Origin of the sequence: Streptomyces sp. NPDC001373 (genome assembly GCF_042895815.1) — a bacterium.
Lineage (GTDB): Bacteria > Actinomycetota > Actinomycetes > Streptomycetales > Streptomycetaceae > Streptomyces.
This window is the reverse complement of the sequence record NZ_JBIAWQ010000029.1, coordinates 16,574-33,051: the sequence shown is the minus strand read 5'-3', so window position 1 is coordinate 33,051 and position 16,478 is coordinate 16,574. Positions and strand designations below refer to the sequence as shown.

The window sequence follows — 16,478 nt, the reverse complement described above, 5'->3', positions numbered from 1 at the left end:
CGTGTCCGCCGGGTGCCGGGGGTAGGGCACTGCTGATCTCCTGCGGGGGCGGGTCCTTCGGCCCCCGTGCACCGGACGAAAGGCCCGCCCCGTCGTGACGCAGCAGCCGTTCCAACTGCCCGAGTTCTACGTGCCGTATCCGGCGCGGCTGAACCCCCACCTGGAGGAGGCCAGGACCCGCACCAAGGGCTGGGCGCGGGGGCTCGGGATGCTGGAGGGGTCGGGGGTGTGGGAGGAGCGGGACCTCGACTCGCACGACTACGCCCTGCTCTGCGCGTACACGCACCCCGACTGCGACGCCGCGGCGCTGTCCCTGGTCACCGACTGGTACGTGTGGGTGTTCTTCTTCGACGACCACTTCCTGGAGATGTACAAGCGCTCCCAGGACCGCGACGGCGCGACGGCGTATCTCGACCGGCTCGCCGCCTTCATGCCCATGGACCTGGCGGAAGGTTTCCCCGAGGCGACGAATCCGGTCGAGGCCGGGCTCGCGGACCTGTGGGCACGCACCGTGCCGGCCATGTCGGCGGACTGGCGCGAGCGGTTCGCCCTGTCCACGAAGAACCTGCTCGACGAGTCCATGTGGGAGCTCGCCAACATCGACATCGGGCGGGTGGCGAACCCCCTCGAGTACATCGAGATGCGCCGCAAGGTGGGCGGCGCCCCCTGGTCGGCGGGGCTGGTCGAGTACGTGGCCGCGGAGGTGCCGGCGCGCGTCGCGCACGCCCGCCCGCTGGCCGTCCTGCGCGACGCCTTCTCCGACGCCGTGCACGTCAGGAACGACATCTTCTCCTACCAGCGCGAGGTCACCGACGAGGGCGAACTCTCCAACGCCGTGCTGGTGCTGGAGACCTTCCTCGGCTGCTCCACCCAGCAGGCCGCAGAGATCTCCAACGACCTGATCACCTCCCGCCTCCTGCAGTTCGAACAGACCGCCCTCGCCGAACTCCCCCGGCTCTTCGCCGACCACGCCCTCGCCCCGGACGAGATCGCCGCCGTCCTCGCCTACGTCAAGGGCCTCCAGGACTGGCAGTCCGGCGGACACGAGTGGCACATGGTCTCCGGCCGCTACATGAACGAGGGGGCCAGGCCCACCGCCCGGCTGTCCCTGCCCTTCCTGCCGAGCGGGCTCGGGACCAGCGCCTTCGACCTGGGCTCGGTCTTCACCCGGCGGTCCGTGGAGATGCGCCGCCGCTCCTTCTCCTTCACCCCCTTCGAACGTACCGGCCCCTCGGTGATCCCCGACATCCGTCTACCGTTCGAGCTGTCCCTGAGCCCGCACCTCGCGCACGCCCGCGAGGGCTCGGTGCAGTGGGCCCGGAGCATGGGGCTGCTGGAGCCGCAGCCCGGTGACCCCGGCTCGGCGATCTGGACCGAACAGAAGCTGCGCGGCTACGACTTCGCCCTCTGCGCGGCCGGCATCGACCCCGACGCCACGGCCGGGGAACTGCTGCTCAGCGCCTGCTGGCTGACCTGGGGGACGTACGCGGACGACTACTACCCGCTGGTGTTCGGGCGGTCCGGGAACATCGCGGCGGCCAAGGCCACCACGGCACGGCTCCTGTCGATGATGCCTCCGGACGGCGCCGGTCCCGGGCCGGAGCCGGTCACCGTGATGGACGTGATGGAACGGTCCCTCGCCGACCTGTGGGAGCGGACCGTCGCGGGCATGACCGGGGCCGCCCGCGCCGAGTTCCGGGCGACCATGGTGGACATGCTGCAGAGCTGGGTGTGGGAGGTGGAGAACCTGGCCCACCGTCGAGTCCCGGACCCGGTGGACTACGCGGAGATGCGCCGCCGCACCTTCGGCTCGCAACTGACCATGTACATGTGCCGGCTCGGGCACGAGGGCCGGGGCGTCCCCGAGGAGATCTACCGCTCGGGGACCGTCCGGTCGCTGGAGAACGCGGCCGCGGACATCGGCTGCCTCGTCAACGACATCTTCTCCTACCAGAAGGAGGTGGAGTTCGAGGGCGACCTGCACAACCACCTGGTGGTCACCCGGAACTTCTTCGACATCGGCTATCCCGAGGCCCTGCGCATCTGCCACTCCCTCATGGAGCGGCGCGTGGAGGAGTTCCAGCACATCGTCGCCACCCGGCTGCCGCGGCTGTGCGAGGACCGGAAGCTGGACGCCGCCGCCCGGGCCGGTCTCGACGCCTACGCGGGTGAACTGGGCGACTGGCTCGCGGGGGTCCTCAACTGGCATCTGAAGGCGCGGCGTTATCGTGAGGAGGATCTCCGCCGGCAGGGCGACGGACTGTCCACCGCCGTCCTGAGCAGCGGCTTCGGCATGGCGGCGGCGCGGATCGGGCAGTCCGCCTGAGCCGGGGGGCGGGGGCGGTCCGCTCGCCCGCCCCCGCCCCCGCCCCCGCCCCCCTGCCCCGCCTTCGGCGCCGCCGTCAGGGCCGCTCCGTCAGAACTCGTCGGCGGTGTGCGGCAGCAGCCGTGTGCGCAGGGCCGCGTCCAGGGCCGCCGCCGCGCCGGGGGTGTGCTCGGCCACCAGCCCGGCGGCCACCAGCTCCGCGACCCGGGTACCGCCCAGGTAGCAGGCGGCCAGCTCCCGTACGTCGAGGGTCAGGTCGGGGTCCGCGCGGGCGGGTTCGTACGCCGCTCCGTCCGGCCCCGCCTCAAGCCGGAACCGCCCGGAGTTCACGGGCAGTCGCACGTCGGCCACTTCCAGTACGAGTTCCACCGGCGCGGCCCAGGACCGCGCGGTCAGTGCCCCCTTCGCGTCGACCAGGCGCAGCCAGAGCGCCGGGAACTGGGCCGTGCCCCTGACCTGGTCGCGGTCGGCGGCGAAGTGGAGGAGGGGGTCGTCCGCCGGTCGGCCCCAGGCCCGGACGGTACCGGTCAGGTCGAGGGAGGCCGTGAAGTCCCACAGGGCAGCGGCGACAGCGGGTGTCTCGGCCTCCAGTTCGTCGACGCGGACGAGGGCGCAGCCGCGGGTGTTCCCGCGCCGTCCTCGTGCTTGGTGCGGTAGAGGACGTATCCCGCCCTCGGTTCCCCGGGGGCACCGAGGGCGGCGATCCGGGGCGGGCCGAACTCCTCTTCCTCCTCGTCCTGTTCGCAGAGCCACTCCTGGGTCCACCGCGCGGGGCAGCGGCTGGGCCGGCCGGCCCGGGTGCGGCGGGCGGCCTCGTGGCAGGGGCCGATGACGGCGAGGGCGTCGGCCGGGTCGACCCGCCGCAGGGGGCGGGAGTCGGGGTCGATGCGCAGGGCGAGCGGGCGGCTGGAGTCGATCTCGACGGTGAGGCCCTGGGTGGCGGGGCCGTAGCCGAAGCGGCCGTAGATGGCGGCCTCGGAGGCCCACAGGCACACCAGTGGGCTGCCGGCGGCCGCGGCACGGCGGAACTGCTCGTCCATGAGGGCGGTGAGCACGCCGCGCCGCCGGTGGGTGGGGACGACGGAGACGAAGGTGAGGCCGGGGCAGGCGAGTTCGGAGCCGGGGACGGAGAGCCGGAAGGGGTGCGCGGCCATGAAGCCGACGAGGGCGTCCCCGTCGTAGGCGCCGAGCCGGTCGCAGCGGCTGAGCAGGGCGTGGTACGTTCGCGCCCTTCCGGCTCGGGCCGGTCGTGGAAGGCCAGGGAGGCGTGCTCCTGGGCGCGGGCGATGTCGTCCTCGGGTACCTCGCGGATGTCCACCATGATCGGGAGACCAATCGGCCATCGGGGACCGCTCGCACCATAGTGGCCTGATCTGTGCGAACTCAGGATGCGCCGACGCGGACCGAGCCGGCGGTCCGGCCGGCGGAGTCGGCGAGGAAGCAGGTGATACGCCGCTCGCCCTGGTCCCAGGTGGCGGAGGTGGGGAGGTAGAAGTACACGGCCATCGTGTCCGGGATCTTCGCTCCGGCACCCGCGTAGGCGGCGACCTCCTTGGCGCCGCACTTCTCGTTGGCGAGCGAGATGATCTTCTTGTCGCCGGGGAACGGCCCTTCGGGGAGGGTGACGACGGCGAACGCCTCCGACTGGTGGGGTTGGCCGCAGGGCACGATGTCCACCGACGAGGGCCCGCGGGCCACCTCGTCGGTCTTGTAGTCCTTCACGTCGGCGGCGCTGTTGAAGCAGTCCCCCACCGCGATGTCGCCGGGGTCTGCGGCGGCGGGGGCGGCGAGGGCCGTGCCGGTCGCGGGGGCCGCCAGGAGCAGGGTGAGGGCGAGGGCCGCGCCGCGGGCGGCGCGGCGGTGCGATCGGGGCAGTGTGGACATACGCGCGGCTCTCCTCGGGGTGGGCACGAGACGCAATGATCCCCCCCCTTTCACGTTACTCCCGGGCGGCTGCCGGGGCCTGCCGGGCGCCGGGCCCGTTCCAGTCCGCCGGGACGCGGCCGAGGCGGACCCGCTGGGGGTGGTCGCCGACGGGGACGGAGACCCGCTTGGCCCCGGTCGCGAAGTCGATGGCGGTGACCCGGTCGGCGCCGCTCTCGGAGATGACGCAGCCCTTGCCGTCGCCGTCGACGGTGGCCCAGTAGGGCTTGTCGGCGGGAACGAGCGCACCCTCGGCGAGGGTGGCGCGGTCCACGACGGTGGCGTAGTCGTCCATCGTGCCGGCGACGCAGAGCTTGGTCCCGTCGGGACTCATGGACAGCCCGTGGTGGCGTGAGTCGTTGACCCAGGTGGTGCGGTCGGTGCTGGTGGCGGGGTTCACCGGGAGGGTCTTGACCCGGGTGATCCGGTCGGAGGCGACGTCGTACTCCACGAGGCCGTTGAAGAAGGACACCTGGAAGTAGAGCGTGGACTCGTCCGGGGTGAAGGCCATCGGGCGGACGGCGTCGGAGAGGTCCTTGCGGCCGAAGGCGTCCAGCCGTTCGCGCATGTCGACGGTGCGGACCGTGCGGAAGGTCTGCGCGTCGACGACGGTGAGCCTGCGGTCGCCCTTCGTCCAGTCCAGCCAGGGCGCGTCGAGGGCGGAGGTGACGTCGCCGATGGAGCTGTTCCACAGGAGGCGGCCGCCCTGGGTGAAGGTGTTCTCGTGCGGTTTGTCGCCGGTGGCGAAGGAGCCGACCTGCCGGCCGGTGGCGATGTCGAGGACGTGCACGGTGTTGGCGGTGGAGGCGGAGACGGCCACCCGGGTGCCGTCGGGCGAGACGGCCATGTGGTCGGAACGGTAACCGGCCACCGGGAAGCGCCAGTTGATCCGTCCGGAGCGCAGGTCCACGGAGACGACGTCGGCGAAGCTGGGGCGGGAGACGACCACCGCCGTGCCGTCCGGGGTGGTGTACATGTCGTCGACGAACTGGTCGTGGCCCTCGCCGGCCGTGGCCCGGACGCCGAGGAAGAAGCCGAGCTTCACGGGGTTGAGGTAGATCTCCCGCAGCCGCTCCTCCTTGTCGGGGATCACGTTGATCCTGCCGACGCGGGCGAGGTCGCCGGTGGAGGCGAGGACGTCGGCGGTACCCTCCCAGTTGTTGCCGACGAAGAGCACCTCCCGCAGTCCGGCGGCCGCGGGCTGTGGCGCCGCCGCCGGGGAGGACGCGGCGGCGGCCGGGCCCAGCGCGGCCGCGAGGCCCGCCAGCGCCAGGGCGCAGGCGAGGCGGAGGGTGCGCGAAGGGATGCGCGGGAAGGTGCGACCGTACCGGGACATCCGCTCAACTCCGTTGTGAAGTAGCGCCGTTACCGGGCGGTAAAGTAGGCGGGACGGCGAGAAGGCGCAACCCTCGGGCTGCGCCTTCTGTCATCGGGCCGCCGTCGCGGCGGAGTCGGGCCGGTGGGGCGCCGCCTCAGGCGACGGAACCGATGCGGCCGATCACGGTGTTCGAGGAGTCCCGGTGGATCGGGATGTGCGCGCCGGTCAGGGCGGCTCCGGTGCCGCCGCGGCGGTTCGCCACGATCTCGGCGGCGATGGACAGCGCGGTCTCCTCCGGGGAGCGGGCGCCCAGGTCCAGGCCGATCGGGGAGCGCAGGCGGGCCAGTTCGAGCTCGGTCACGCCGACGTCGCGCAGCCGCTTGTTGCGGTCCTCGTGCGTGCGGCGGGAGCCCATGGCGCCGATGTAGGCGACGGGGAGCCTGAGGGCCAGTTCGAGGAGCGGCACGTCGAACTTGGCGTCGTGGGTGAGGACGCACAGGACGGTACGGCCGTCGACGCCGCCGGTGCCGGCCTCGGCCTCCAGGTAGCGGTGGGGCCAGTCGACCACGATCTCGTCGGCCTCGGGGAAGCGCTTCTTCGTGGCGAACACGGGCCGGGCGTCGCACAGCGTCACGTGGTAGCCGAGGAACTTGCCGATCCGCACCAGGGCGGAGGCGAAGTCGATGGCCCCGAAGACGATCATCCGCGGGGGCGGGACGCTGGACTCGACGAGGACCTTGAGGGGCTCTCCGCAGAGCCGGCCGTCGGCACCGATCTCCAGGACGCCGGTCTTCCCGGCGTCCAGCATGGCGCGGGCCTCTTCGGCGATGGTGCGGTCCAGCTCGGGGTGGCCGCCGAAGCCGCCCTCGTGGGCACCGTCGCCGAGGACGACCAGGGCGCGGCCCTTGAGCTCCGCCGGGCCCTCGGCCATCCGGGCCAGGGCCGCCGCCTCGCCCCGGGAGGCGGCGCGCAGGGCGGTGGCGAGGGCCTCGCGCTGCGGGGAGCCCACCGGGACCGGGGTGACCAGGATGTCGATGATCCCGCCGCAGGTCAGACCCACGGCGAAGGCGTCGTCGTCGCTGTAGCCGAAGCGCTCCTGGACGGTCTCGCCGTCTTCGAGGGCCTGCCGGCACAGCTCGTACACCGCACCCTCCACGCATCCGCCGGAAACGGAGCCGATGGCCGTGCCCTCGCCGTCGACGGCGAGGGCGGCTCCGGGCTGCCGGGGCGCGCTGCCGCCGACCGCCACCACGGTGGCCACGGCGAAGTCACGTCCCTGCTCGACCCACCGGTTCAGTTCCTCGGCGATGTCCAGCATGTGCGGCCTCCTCGGAGGGGTTCGTTTCCAGTATGGGATGCGTGAAGGGCGGTGACCCGGCCGGCAGCGGGCCGCGGGGGCCGGATGCCGGACGGGCCGGTACCGATCTTCGCCGGACTACTTGACGCCGAGCCACGCCTCGATGGGGTGGAGGGCGAAGAAGACCACGAAGACGACGGTGAGCACCCACATGAAGGCGCCGATCTCGCGGGCCTTGCCCTGCGCGACCTTGATGGCCACGTAGGAGAGCACGCCGGCGGCGACACCGGGGGTGATCGAGTACGTGAACGGCATGACCACGACGGTCAGGAAGACCGGGATCGCGGTCGCCGTGTCGGCCCAGTCCACGTGGCGGGCGTTCTGCATCATCATCGCGCCGATGACGACCAGGGCCGCGGAGGCGACCTCGCCCGGGACGATCTGGGTGATCGGGGTGAAGAAGAGGCAGGCGGCGAAGAGCAGGCCGCTGACGACGGAGGCGAGGCCCGTGCGGGCGCCCTCGCCGACGCCGGTGGCGGACTCGACGAAGACCGTCTGGCCGGAGCCGCCGGCGATGCCGCCGATGGCGCCACCGGCGCCGTCGATGAACAACGCCTTCGACAGGCCCGGCATGCGGCCCTGGTCGTCGGCCAGCTTGGCCTCGGTGCCGACGCCGATGATGGTGGCCATGGCGTCGAAGAAGCCGGCGAGCACGAGCGTGAAGACGATCATGCCGACCGTCATGACGCCGACGTCGCCCCAGCCGCCGAACTCGACCTTGCCGAAGAGCGAGAAGTCGGGCATGGAGATCGCGGAGCCGTCGAGGACCGGCGGGCCGTTCTTCCAGGCCTTCGGGTCGATGCCCACGACGGCGTTCAGGATCGCCGCGAGGACGGTGCCCCCCACGATGCCGATCAGGATCGCGCCCGGGACCTTGCGGGCCTGGAGCATGAAGATCGCCAGCAGGGTGACGCAGAAGATCAGGACGGGCCAGCCGGCGAGCTCGCCGACCGATCCGAGCTGGACCGGCGGGCCGAACTCGGGGCCCTTGCCGACGAAGCCGGCCTTCACGAGGCCGATCAGGGCGACGAACATGCCGATGCCCATGGTGATCGCGTGCTTGAGCGCGAGCGGGATCGCGTTCATGATCATCTCGCGGAGGCCGGTGACGACCAGGAGACAGATCACGACGCCGTACATCACGCACATGCCCATGGCCTGCGGCCAGGTCATCTGCGGGGCGACCTGCGAGGACAGGACTCCGGAGACGGAGAGGCCGGCGGCGAGGACCAGCGGGACCTTGCCGATGAAGCCCATCAGGAGGGTGGTCGCCGCCGCGGCGAAGGCGGTGGCCGTGATCAGGGCCTTCTGGCTCATCGTGTCCCCGGCGACGTCCTTGCCGGAGAGGATCAGCGGGTTGAGCAGGAGGATGTAGGCCATCGCCATGAAAGTCGTGACGCCGCCACGAATTTCGGTGCCGACGCTCGACCCTCTATGGGTGATGTGAAAGTAACGGTCGAGCCAAGAACGCCCGGCGGGGTTCAGAGAGCCGTCGCCGGCCTCTTCCGCGGTGGTCTTGGGCTCCACAGACGACTGGGTCATGGTGCCTGACTCCCAAGGTTCAAAGGGGCACCCGCAAAAAGATTGGAGACGCGGGATTTGGGAAACTGCGCTGGCTGCACGACCCGGGGTGACGGCCCGAGGCGACGCGAAAGGTGCACTGCGTGTACTGCGGGTAGTGCGGGGGTGACCGCTTGGTACTACGTGGGGGTTCTCGCAGGGGTACTGCCGGGTGAAGCCGACCGCGAGCGGTGCGGTTGGTTCGGTGCTCCGGGCGGTGTGGGCGGCAAGTGTGACGTTCCCGTGTCGCACCGCCCGGAGAGTCGAGGGGGTCCGGGGGCCTCGCGGCCCCCGGACCGTGCCGTTCCTAGAGGGTCCCGGTGAGGGCTTCCGGACGGATCGGCGTCTTGTTGAGCTCCAGACCGGTCGCCGCCCGGATCGCCGCGAGGACGGCCGGAGTGGACGACAGGGTCGGGGCCTCGCCCAGACCGCGCAGGCCGTAGGGCGCGTTCGGATCGGCGAGCTCCAGGACGTCGACCGGGATGGTCGGGGTGTCGAGGATGGTCGGGATCAGGTAGTCCGTGAAGGAGGGGTTGCGCACCTTCGCGGTCTTCGGGTCCACGATGATCTCTTCCATGACCGCCACGCCGAGGCCCTGGGTGGTGCCGCCCTGGATCTGGCCCACCACGGAGAGCATGTTGAGCGCCTTGCCGACGTCCTGCGCGGTCGCCAGCTCGACGACCTTGACCAGGCCGAGCTCGGTGTCCACCTCGACGACCGCGCGGTGCGCGGCGAAGGTGTACTGGACGTGGCCGTCGCCCTGGCCGGTGACCAGGTCGAACGCCGCGGTCGGCCGGTGGCGGAACTCCAGCTCGAGGTCGATGGCCTCGTTCTCCAGGATGTCGGCGATGTCCGCGAGGACCTCACCGCCGTCCGTGACGACCTTGCCGCCCTCCAGGAGGAGCTCCGCGTGGGCCCACGCCGGGTGGTACGAGCCGTTCTTGCGGCGGCCCATCTCCAGCAGCGCCTCGCGCACCGCCTCGCAGGTGTTCTTCACCGCGCCACCGGTCATGTACGTCTGCCGCGAGGCGGACGTGGAACCGGCGGAGCCGACCTGCGTGTCGGCCGGGTGGATGGTCACCTGCGTGACGCCCAGCTCGGTGCGGGCGATCTGCGCGTGGACGGTGACACCGCCCTGGCCGACCTCCGCCATGGCCGTGTGGACCATCGCGACGGGCTCGCCGTTGATGACCTCCAGGCGCACGCGGGCGGTGGAGTAGTCGTCGAAGCCCTCGGAGAAGCCGACGTTCTTGATGCCGACCGCGTAGCCGACGCCGCGGACGACGCCCTCGCCGTGGGTGGTGTTCGACAGGCCGCCGGGCAGTGCGCGGAGGTCCGCGGCCTCGCCGGCGGTCTCCCACTGGCGCTCCGGCGGCAGCGGGCGGGCCTTGACCCGGCGCAGCAGCTCGGCGACCGGGGCCGGGGAGTCCACGACCTGGCCGGTGGGCATGATCGTGCCCATCTCCATGGCGTTCAGCTGGCGGAACTCGACCGGGTCCATGCCCAGCTTCGCCGCGAGCTTGTCCATCTGGGCCTCGTACGCGAAGCAGGCCTGGACGGCGCCGAAGCCGCGCATCGCGCCGCAGGGCGGGTTGTTCGTATAGAGCGCGATCGCCTCGATGTCCACGTCGTCGATGACGTACGGGCCCACCGAGAGGGAGGACGCGTTGCCCACGACGGCCGGGGAGGCCGAGGCGTAGGCGCCGCCGTCGAGCACGATCCTGCACTTCATGTGCGTGATCTTGCCGTCCTTGGTGGCGCCGTGCTCGTACCGGAGCTTCGCCGGGTGGCGGTGCACGTGGCCGAAGAAGGACTCGAACCGGTTGTAGACGATCTTCACCGGCTTGCCCGTGGCCAGGGCCAGGAGGCAGGCGTGGATCTGCATCGAGATGTCCTCGCGCCCGCCGAAGGCACCGCCGACGCCGGAGAGCGTCATGCGCACCTTCTCCTCGGGCAGGCCGAGGACGGGGGCGATCTGCTTGAGGTCCGAGTGCAGCCACTGGGTGGCGACGTAGAGGTCGACGCCGCCGTCCTCTGAGGGCACGGCGAGGCCGGACTCCGGGCCGAGGAAGGCCTGGTCCTGCATGCCGAAGGTGTACTCGCCCTCGACGATCACGTCGGCCCGCTTGCGGGCCTCCTCCACGTTGCCGCGGATGATCGGCTGGCGGTGCACGATGTTCGGGTGCGGGACGTGACCGGAGTGGTGGTCGTCGCGGCCGGGGTGGATCAGCGGCGCGTCGGCGGCGAGGGCGGAGGCCTCGTCCGTGACGAGCGGCAGCTCCTTGTACTCGATCTTGATCTTGGCGGCCGCGCGGCGGGCGGTCTCCGGGTGGTCGGCGGCCACGAGGGCGACCGGCTCGCCGTGGTGGCGTACGCGGCCGTTGGCGAGGACCGGCGTGTCCTGGATCTCCAGGCCGTAGTTCTTCATCTCGGCCGGCAGGTCGTCGTACGTCAGGACCGAGTAGACGCCCGGCATGGCCAGGGCCTCGGAGATGTCGATGGAGACGATCTCGGCGTGGGCGACGGTGCTGCGCAGGGTCTGGCCCCAGAGCATGTCCTCGTGCCACATGTCCGAGGAGTACGCGAACTCGCCGGTCACCTTGAGGGTGCCGTCGGGGCGGAGCGTCGACTCGCCGATGCCGCCCTTGGTGTGCTTCTGGGTGACGTTCGTCGGGGTCCCGGAGGGCGTGGTGCGGGTGTTGGCCATGATCAGACAGCCTCTCCCTGACGGGCGGCCGCGAGGCGGACCGCGTCGAGGATCTTCTCGTAGCCCGTGCAGCGGCAGAGGTTGCCGGACAGGGCCTCACGGATGTCCTGGTCGGACGGGGACGCGTTGCTCTCGAGCAGCGCGTCGGCCTGCACCAGCAGACCCGGGGTGCAGAAACCGCACTGGACGGCGCCGGCGTCGATGAACGCCTGCTGGATGGCGGAGAGCTCCACGCCCTCGCCCGTCTGGGAGTCGGAGCCCTTGGCGGACCACTGCCTGGCCTCGTCCGTGGACACGCCCTTGCCGCCGCCGCACGCGCCGGTGCCGCAGGCGTGGCCGTGCTCCTCTCGCTGCTTGGCGAAGTCGGCCAGGCCCTCGACGGTCACGACGTCGCGGCCCTCGACCTGACCGGCCGCGACGAGGCAGGAACAGACCGGCACGCCGTCGAGGCGGACGGTGCAGGAACCGCACTCGCCCTGCTCGCAGGCGTTCTTCGACCCGGGCAGGCCCAGGCGCTCACGCAGCACGTAGAGGAGGGACTCGCCCTCCCAGACGTCGTCGGCTTCCTGCGGACGACCGTTGACGGTGAAATTGACGCGCATGGTTACGCAGCCCCTTCAAGCGAGCGGCCGTTGGTGCCGCGGTACTGCTCCCAGGTCCAGACGAGCTGGCGGCGAGCAAGGATGCCAACCGCGTGACGGCGGTACTTCGCCGTGCCGCGGACGTCGTCGATCGGGTTGCACGCGGCGGACGCGAGCTCACCGAACTGCTTGGCGATCGACGGGGTGATGACCTTGCCGTTGTCCCAGAAGCCGCCCTCTTCGAGCGCGGCGTTCAGGAACTCCTCGGCGGCCTTGGCCCGGACCGGGGTCGGGGCGGCCGAACCGATGCCCGTACGGACGGTGCGGGTGTCGGGGTGCAGCGCGAGACCGAAGCCGCACACCGCGATGACCATCGCGTTGCGGGTGCCGACCTTCGAGTACTGCTGGGGGCCCGTGGCGTTCTTGATGTGCACCGACTTGATGAGCTCGTCGGCGGCGAGCGCGTTGCGCTTCACACCCGTGTAGAACTCGTCGATCGGGATCCGGCGGGAACCGCGTACGGACTCCACCTCGACCTCGCAGCCGGCGGCCAGCAGGGCGGGGTGGGAGTCACCGGCGGGGGAGGCGCAACCGAGGTTGCCGCCGACACCGCCGCGGTTGCGGATCTGCGGGGACGCGACCGTGTGCGAGGCGAGCGCGAGACCCGGCAGCGTACCGCGCAGGTTCTCCATGATCTGGGTGTACGGAACGGAGGCGCCCAGCTCGGTGACCTCCTCGCCGACCTCCCACTCCCGCAGCAGTTCGATGCGGTTGAGGTCCAGGAGGTATTCCGGACGGCGGTGATCGAAGTTGATCTCGACCATGATGTCGGTGCCACCCGCAATCGGCACAGCTGTGGGGTACTCGGCCTTGGCGGCGAGTGCCTCCTCCCAGCTGGCGGGGCGAAGGAAGTCCATGTGCGGCTCTCTTCTTCTTAGTCGGGCCGTTCACTTCAAGCCAGGAGGCCTAGGGGCCCTCGACTGGTCGTTCACGTGCTGTTAACGCGGTGTGGAGCCAGTACACAAGCCCGGGGTCCCGGGGTGCAGTCACCGAAACCATGAAGGAGTTGGCTGGGTGCCTCCCTCGTCTTGTAGATTCGTATGAAAGGCAGGATGAGACGACCTGCCCGATTTCCAACGGCAACATTCGAGACAGATCGGCGGCGACATCATGCGGCTGCGCGCACTGCTGGAAACCGAGGCGCTGGGGCTGCGGCTGCTGGGCGGCGAGGAAGAACTCGACCGGACGGTCCGCGGGGTCATGACCACCGACCTGAGGGATCCCAGCCGGTATCTCTCGGGAGGAGAACTCGTCCTCACCGGCCTGGCATGGCGAAGAAATTCAGCCGACTCCGAGCCATTCGTACGAATTCTTTCGAGCGCGGGCGTGGCCGGTCTCGCGGCTGGCGAGGCGGAACTCGGGGACATCCCCGATGATCTCGTTTCAGCCTGTCGGCGCAACCGGCTCCCGCTGTTCGCCGTGAACGAAGACGTTGCATTCGCCACGATCACCGAGTATGTCGTGCGGCAGGTGTCCGGCGAGCGTGCGGGCGACCTCGCTGCGGTCGTCGACCGGCACCGGCGGCTGATGACCTCGGGCCCCGCGGGCGGCGGACCCGATGTGGTGCTGGATCTCCTCACCACGGACCTCGATCTGCGGGCCTGGGTGCTCTCCCCCACCGGCCGGCAGATCGCCGGAGCGGGCGAACCCCTGGCCCCGGGCGTCTGTGCGACGCTGGCGAGCGAACACCTCGCGGCGATCCGGACCGGCCGCAGGGGCCCGCACCGGCTGTCCGTCCAGGGTATTACCTACTCCCTCTTCCCGATCAGGGGAGCGGGCCGCGGCCAGGGCCCCGGGGCCCGTGACGTGCGCGAGAGCGTGCTGTCCGACTGGCTGCTGGCCGTCGAGGCGGACGCGGGCGACTGGCCCGCCGAGCGGCTCGACCTGCTCCAGGGGGTCACCCAGCTGATCGCCGTCGAGCGGGACCGGCGCGACGCGGCCCGCACGGTGCGCCGCCGGCTGGCGCAGGAGGTGCTGGAGCTGGTCCAGACGGGCGCGCCGCCCGCCGAGATCGCCGCCCGCCTGCGGGTGGCCGCGCCGGTGCTGCTGCCCGGGCTGGGCTCCGCCCCGCACTGGCAGGTCGTGGTGGCGCGGGTGGACTGGGAGGGCGGGGACATCCCCGGCGGCCCGGTGGCCCAGTCGCTGCTGGAGGAGATCCTGGTCGACCCGTCGCTGTCCGGTCCGGAGCCGTCCGACCGGATCGCGGTGGCCCACGCCGGTGACGAGGCGATCGCCCTCGTGCCGCTGCCCGCGCTCCCCGGCGAAGCCGGCGAGGACAAGGGCCCGGACTCCGCCCTGCACGCCGACGTGCTGCTGGCCGCCGTGCGCGAGCCCCTCGCGGCCGGCCTGGCCGACGACGGCCGGCTCACGCTGGGTGTCAGCGCGGCCGTGCACTCCGCCGAGGGGCTGCGCGGGGCGCTGGAGGAGGCCCGGCACGCCCGCCGGGTCGCCGCCGCCCGTCCGGGCCGGGTCTGCGCCGCCGGCCACCACGAGCTCGCCTCCCACGTGCTGCTGCTGCCGTTCGTGCCGGACGACGTGCGCCGCGCCTTCACGGCCCGGCTGCTGGACCCGCTGCGGGACTACGACCGCCGGCACCGGGCGGAGCTCATCCCCACGCTGGAGGCGTTCCTCGACTGCGACGGCTCCTGGACCCGCTGCGCGACGCGGCTGCACCTCCACGTCAACACGCTGCGCTACCGGGTCGGGCGAATCGAGCAGCTGACGGGGCGTGACCTCTCGCGCCTGGAGGACAAGCTGGATTTCTTCCTGGCACTGCGCATGAGCTGACGCCCCGCAGGTCGGGGAGCCGGGCGCCACGAAGGGGCCGGACGGGAAACGCTGACGAACCGTCCGGACTTTGTGAAAGAGTTCACCCGACCCCTTGGCCGAGGCAGCCGATCCGTGCTCTCATTTCGCCCCAGGGCTCAACGATGTGCTGCTTGGTTGCTTCGGGGAGGGCAATGTGGCGGATACCGCCATGTCCGGTGCGGGATCAACGGGGGGCGACGACCCCCTCCAGCGGGCGATATGGCGGCTGCGCTCGCGCGGCTGTTGGACGGACGCGGCGGCCCTGCTGACGCCGCACGCGCACGAGGCCGGGGCGGCGGTCCAGCGGACCGCGCTCCTGGTGGAGCGGTGCCTGTTCACCGGGCAGGGCTGGGGCGAGGCGGAGGACGCGCTCCGGGTGGCGGAGGCCACGGCCCGGGACGACGACGAGCGCGGGGCGGCCGCCTGCGAGCGGGGCCAGCTGGCCTACGCCGCGACCGTGCTCGGCGTACGGGACCGGGCGGACGAGGCCCGCTCGGCGCTCGGCCGGGCGGCGGCACTGCTGTCGGCGGGGTCGCGGACCCGCCCGCTGCTGGACTTCCGGCGGGGGCTGGTCGCCGAACACCTGGCGGACGCCCCTCAGGCGGCCCGGCCGGCCTACCGCCGCGCCCACGCGGGGGCCGAGGCGCACGGGGACACGCTGCTGCTGTCCTTCACCTGGCGGCACCTGGCCGCGCTGGCCCTGCGGGACGGCGAGGTGGCCGAGGCCCGCAAGGGCTTCGCGGAGTCCCTGCGGATCCGGGAGGACCTGGGCTTCCTGGTGGGCACGGCCCCGGCGCTGGCGGCGCTGGCCGAGGCCGAGCCGGAGCCGGAGGCCGGGCGGCTGCGGGACGAGGCGCGGCGCCTGTTCCACCTCCTGGGCGGCATCCCCACCTGGCTGGCGGACCAGCTCCACCCCGCCACGCCCTGACCCGGGCGGCGGGCCGCTGCGCGGGGCGATGACCCCTGCCCGCCCTTCGCCCGTTCCCAGGGGCTCCGCCCCTGACCCCGATACCGGGCACTCCGCGCCCCGGTGCCGCTCGAACGCCGTGCGGGGTGGATCCGTCCGGCCCCGCCGGCGCTCACGCGCCCGCGAAGTGTTCGCGGACCAGGGCCTCCACCACCGGGAGGTCCCGGGCGATCAGGGCCTCCAGCAGGGCCGAGTGCTCGGCCGCGTCGGCCACCAGATCGGCCCGCCGCACCCGCGGAGCACCCGGCAGCGGCCACTGCGCCCTCCGGTGAAGCTCCTCGGCGATCCGCACCAGCTGCGCGTTGCCCGCCAGCGAGAGCACCGCGCCGTGGAAGGCCCGGTCGGCCTCCGCGTACGCCGGGAGGTCCCCGGCGGCGGCCGCCTCGGCCGTGGCGAGGACCGCCGGGCGCAGGGCCTCCCAGGTGGCGACGGGTACCGAGCGGGCCAGCCGGAGCATCACCGGCACCTCGATCAGGGACCGCACCTCGGCCAGCTCCGCCAGGCTCCGGGCGGTACGGGTCAGCACGCGGAAGCCCCGGTTGGGCAGGCATTCCACCGCCCCCTCCAGCGCCAGCTGCTGCATCGCCTCGCGGACGGGGGTCGCGGAGACCCCGAAGCGCTCGCCGAGCGCCGGACCCGAGTAGATCTCCCCCGGCACCAGCTCTCCGGCGACCAGGGCCGCGCGCAGCGCGTCGAGGACCTGGCTGCGCACCGAGTGCCGCAGCACCCTCTGGGCCGGCACCGGAGGACCGGCCGGCGCCGGTCCGCCCGGGGCGGGGTCCGCTTCCGCTTCCGTCGGTACGGGGTGTTCGGACACCAGGGCATGGGCCGCTTCGCGCACTCGGTCCTCCTCCGGGTCTCGACCGGTTCC

Annotated in this window: 11 protein-coding genes and 1 pseudogene; 3 read left to right on the top strand and 9 right to left on the bottom strand. The window is 72.2% G+C overall.

Features of this window, described 5'->3' with window-relative positions; translation table 11 throughout:
• Positions 1-94 precede the first annotated feature (94 nt).
• On the top strand, positions 95-2,326 hold the full coding sequence (locus ACFY15_RS34680) for a germacradienol/geosmin synthase (protein ID WP_390826826.1): 2,232 nt from the start codon (positions 95-97) through the stop codon (positions 2,324-2,326).
• Positions 2,327-2,416: 90 nt separating this feature from the next.
• Here the strand turns inward: ACFY15_RS34680 and ACFY15_RS34675 are convergent.
• The 8 genes and pseudogenes from ACFY15_RS34675 to ACFY15_RS34640 all read right to left on the bottom strand — a co-directional run bounded on the left by ACFY15_RS34675 (position 2,417) and on the right by ACFY15_RS34640 (position 12,689).
• Positions 2,417-3,647 (bottom strand): annotated as a pseudogene (locus ACFY15_RS34675) (GNAT family N-acetyltransferase).
• A gap of 62 nt (positions 3,648-3,709) precedes the next feature.
• The gene (locus tag ACFY15_RS34670) at positions 3,710-4,210 is read right to left on the bottom strand and encodes a septum formation family protein (RefSeq protein ID WP_390691458.1); all 501 of its coding nucleotides are present in this window, start codon (positions 4,208-4,210) and stop codon (positions 3,710-3,712) included.
• Between the two features lie 55 nt (positions 4,211-4,265).
• Positions 4,266-5,585 (bottom strand): YncE family protein, encoded by a 1,320-nt coding sequence (locus ACFY15_RS34665; RefSeq protein ID WP_390826825.1) that lies wholly within the window; start codon positions 5,583-5,585, stop codon positions 4,266-4,268.
• Between the two features lie 136 nt (positions 5,586-5,721).
• The gene (locus ACFY15_RS34660) at positions 5,722-6,885 is read right to left on the bottom strand and encodes an XdhC family protein (protein ID WP_390691460.1); all 1,164 of its coding nucleotides are present in this window, start codon (positions 6,883-6,885) and stop codon (positions 5,722-5,724) included.
• Positions 6,886-7,002: 117 nt separating this feature from the next.
• Positions 7,003-8,466, bottom strand: coding sequence for an NCS2 family permease (locus ACFY15_RS34655; protein WP_390691461.1), 1,464 nt, complete (start codon positions 8,464-8,466; stop codon positions 7,003-7,005).
• Positions 8,467-8,791: 325 nt separating this feature from the next.
• Positions 8,792-11,191 carry a xanthine dehydrogenase subunit D gene (gene pucD / locus ACFY15_RS34650; protein ID WP_390691462.1) on the bottom strand — a complete coding sequence of 800 codons (2,400 nt, stop codon included), beginning with the start codon at positions 11,189-11,191 and terminating at the stop codon, positions 8,792-8,794.
• A 2-nt stretch (positions 11,192-11,193) separates the two neighbouring features.
• Complete coding sequence (locus ACFY15_RS34645; protein ID WP_390826824.1) at positions 11,194-11,793, bottom strand: (2Fe-2S)-binding protein; 600 nt, start codon at positions 11,791-11,793, stop codon at positions 11,194-11,196.
• Between the two features lie 2 nt (positions 11,794-11,795).
• Positions 11,796-12,689, bottom strand: coding sequence for an FAD binding domain-containing protein (locus ACFY15_RS34640; protein ID WP_390826823.1), 894 nt, complete (start codon positions 12,687-12,689; stop codon positions 11,796-11,798).
• Positions 12,690-12,942: 253 nt separating this feature from the next.
• Between ACFY15_RS34640 and ACFY15_RS34635 the strand changes: the two genes are divergently transcribed.
• Together ACFY15_RS34635 and ACFY15_RS34630 are read left to right on the top strand one after the other, a co-directional pair.
• The gene (locus ACFY15_RS34635) at positions 12,943-14,619 is read left to right on the top strand and encodes a PucR family transcriptional regulator (protein ID WP_390826822.1); all 1,677 of its coding nucleotides are present in this window, start codon (positions 12,943-12,945) and stop codon (positions 14,617-14,619) included.
• 190 nt (positions 14,620-14,809) lie between these two features.
• A complete protein-coding gene (locus ACFY15_RS34630; protein WP_390691478.1) occupies positions 14,810-15,568 on the top strand; it encodes a hypothetical protein in 759 nt (252 codons plus the stop codon).
• A 151-nt stretch (positions 15,569-15,719) separates the two neighbouring features.
• Here ACFY15_RS34630 and ACFY15_RS34625 read toward each other — a convergent pair whose 3' ends face one another.
• Positions 15,720-16,448: a GntR family transcriptional regulator gene (locus ACFY15_RS34625; protein ID WP_390826821.1), complete on the bottom strand. Its 729-nt coding sequence runs from the start codon at positions 16,446-16,448 to the stop codon at positions 15,720-15,722.
• Between the last annotated feature and the right edge of the window lie 30 nt (positions 16,449-16,478).

What these genes read in the sequence shown, in the direction of transcription:
- ACFY15_RS34670 (WP_390691458.1), bottom strand. Translation starts at nt 4,210, where the DNA reads ATGTCCACACTGCCCCGATCGCACCGCCGCGCCGCCCGCGGCGCGGCC.
- ACFY15_RS34665 (WP_390826825.1), bottom strand. Translation starts at nt 5,585, where the DNA reads ATGTCCCGGTACGGTCGCACCTTCCCGCGCATCCCTTCGCGCACCCTC.
- ACFY15_RS34660 (WP_390691460.1), bottom strand. Translation starts at nt 6,885, where the DNA reads ATGCTGGACATCGCCGAGGAACTGAACCGGTGGGTCGAGCAGGGACGT.
- ACFY15_RS34655 (WP_390691461.1), bottom strand. Translation starts at nt 8,466, where the DNA reads ATGACCCAGTCGTCTGTGGAGCCCAAGACCACCGCGGAAGAGGCCGGC.
- pucD (WP_390691462.1), bottom strand. Translation starts at nt 11,191, where the DNA reads ATGGCCAACACCCGCACCACGCCCTCCGGGACCCCGACGAACGTCACC.
- ACFY15_RS34645 (WP_390826824.1), bottom strand. Translation starts at nt 11,793, where the DNA reads ATGCGCGTCAATTTCACCGTCAACGGTCGTCCGCAGGAAGCCGACGAC.
- ACFY15_RS34640 (WP_390826823.1), bottom strand. Translation starts at nt 12,689, where the DNA reads ATGGACTTCCTTCGCCCCGCCAGCTGGGAGGAGGCACTCGCCGCCAAG.
- ACFY15_RS34635 (WP_390826822.1), top strand. Translation starts at nt 12,943, where the DNA reads ATGCGGCTGCGCGCACTGCTGGAAACCGAGGCGCTGGGGCTGCGGCTG.
- ACFY15_RS34630 (WP_390691478.1), top strand. Translation starts at nt 14,810, where the DNA reads ATGTCCGGTGCGGGATCAACGGGGGGCGACGACCCCCTCCAGCGGGCG.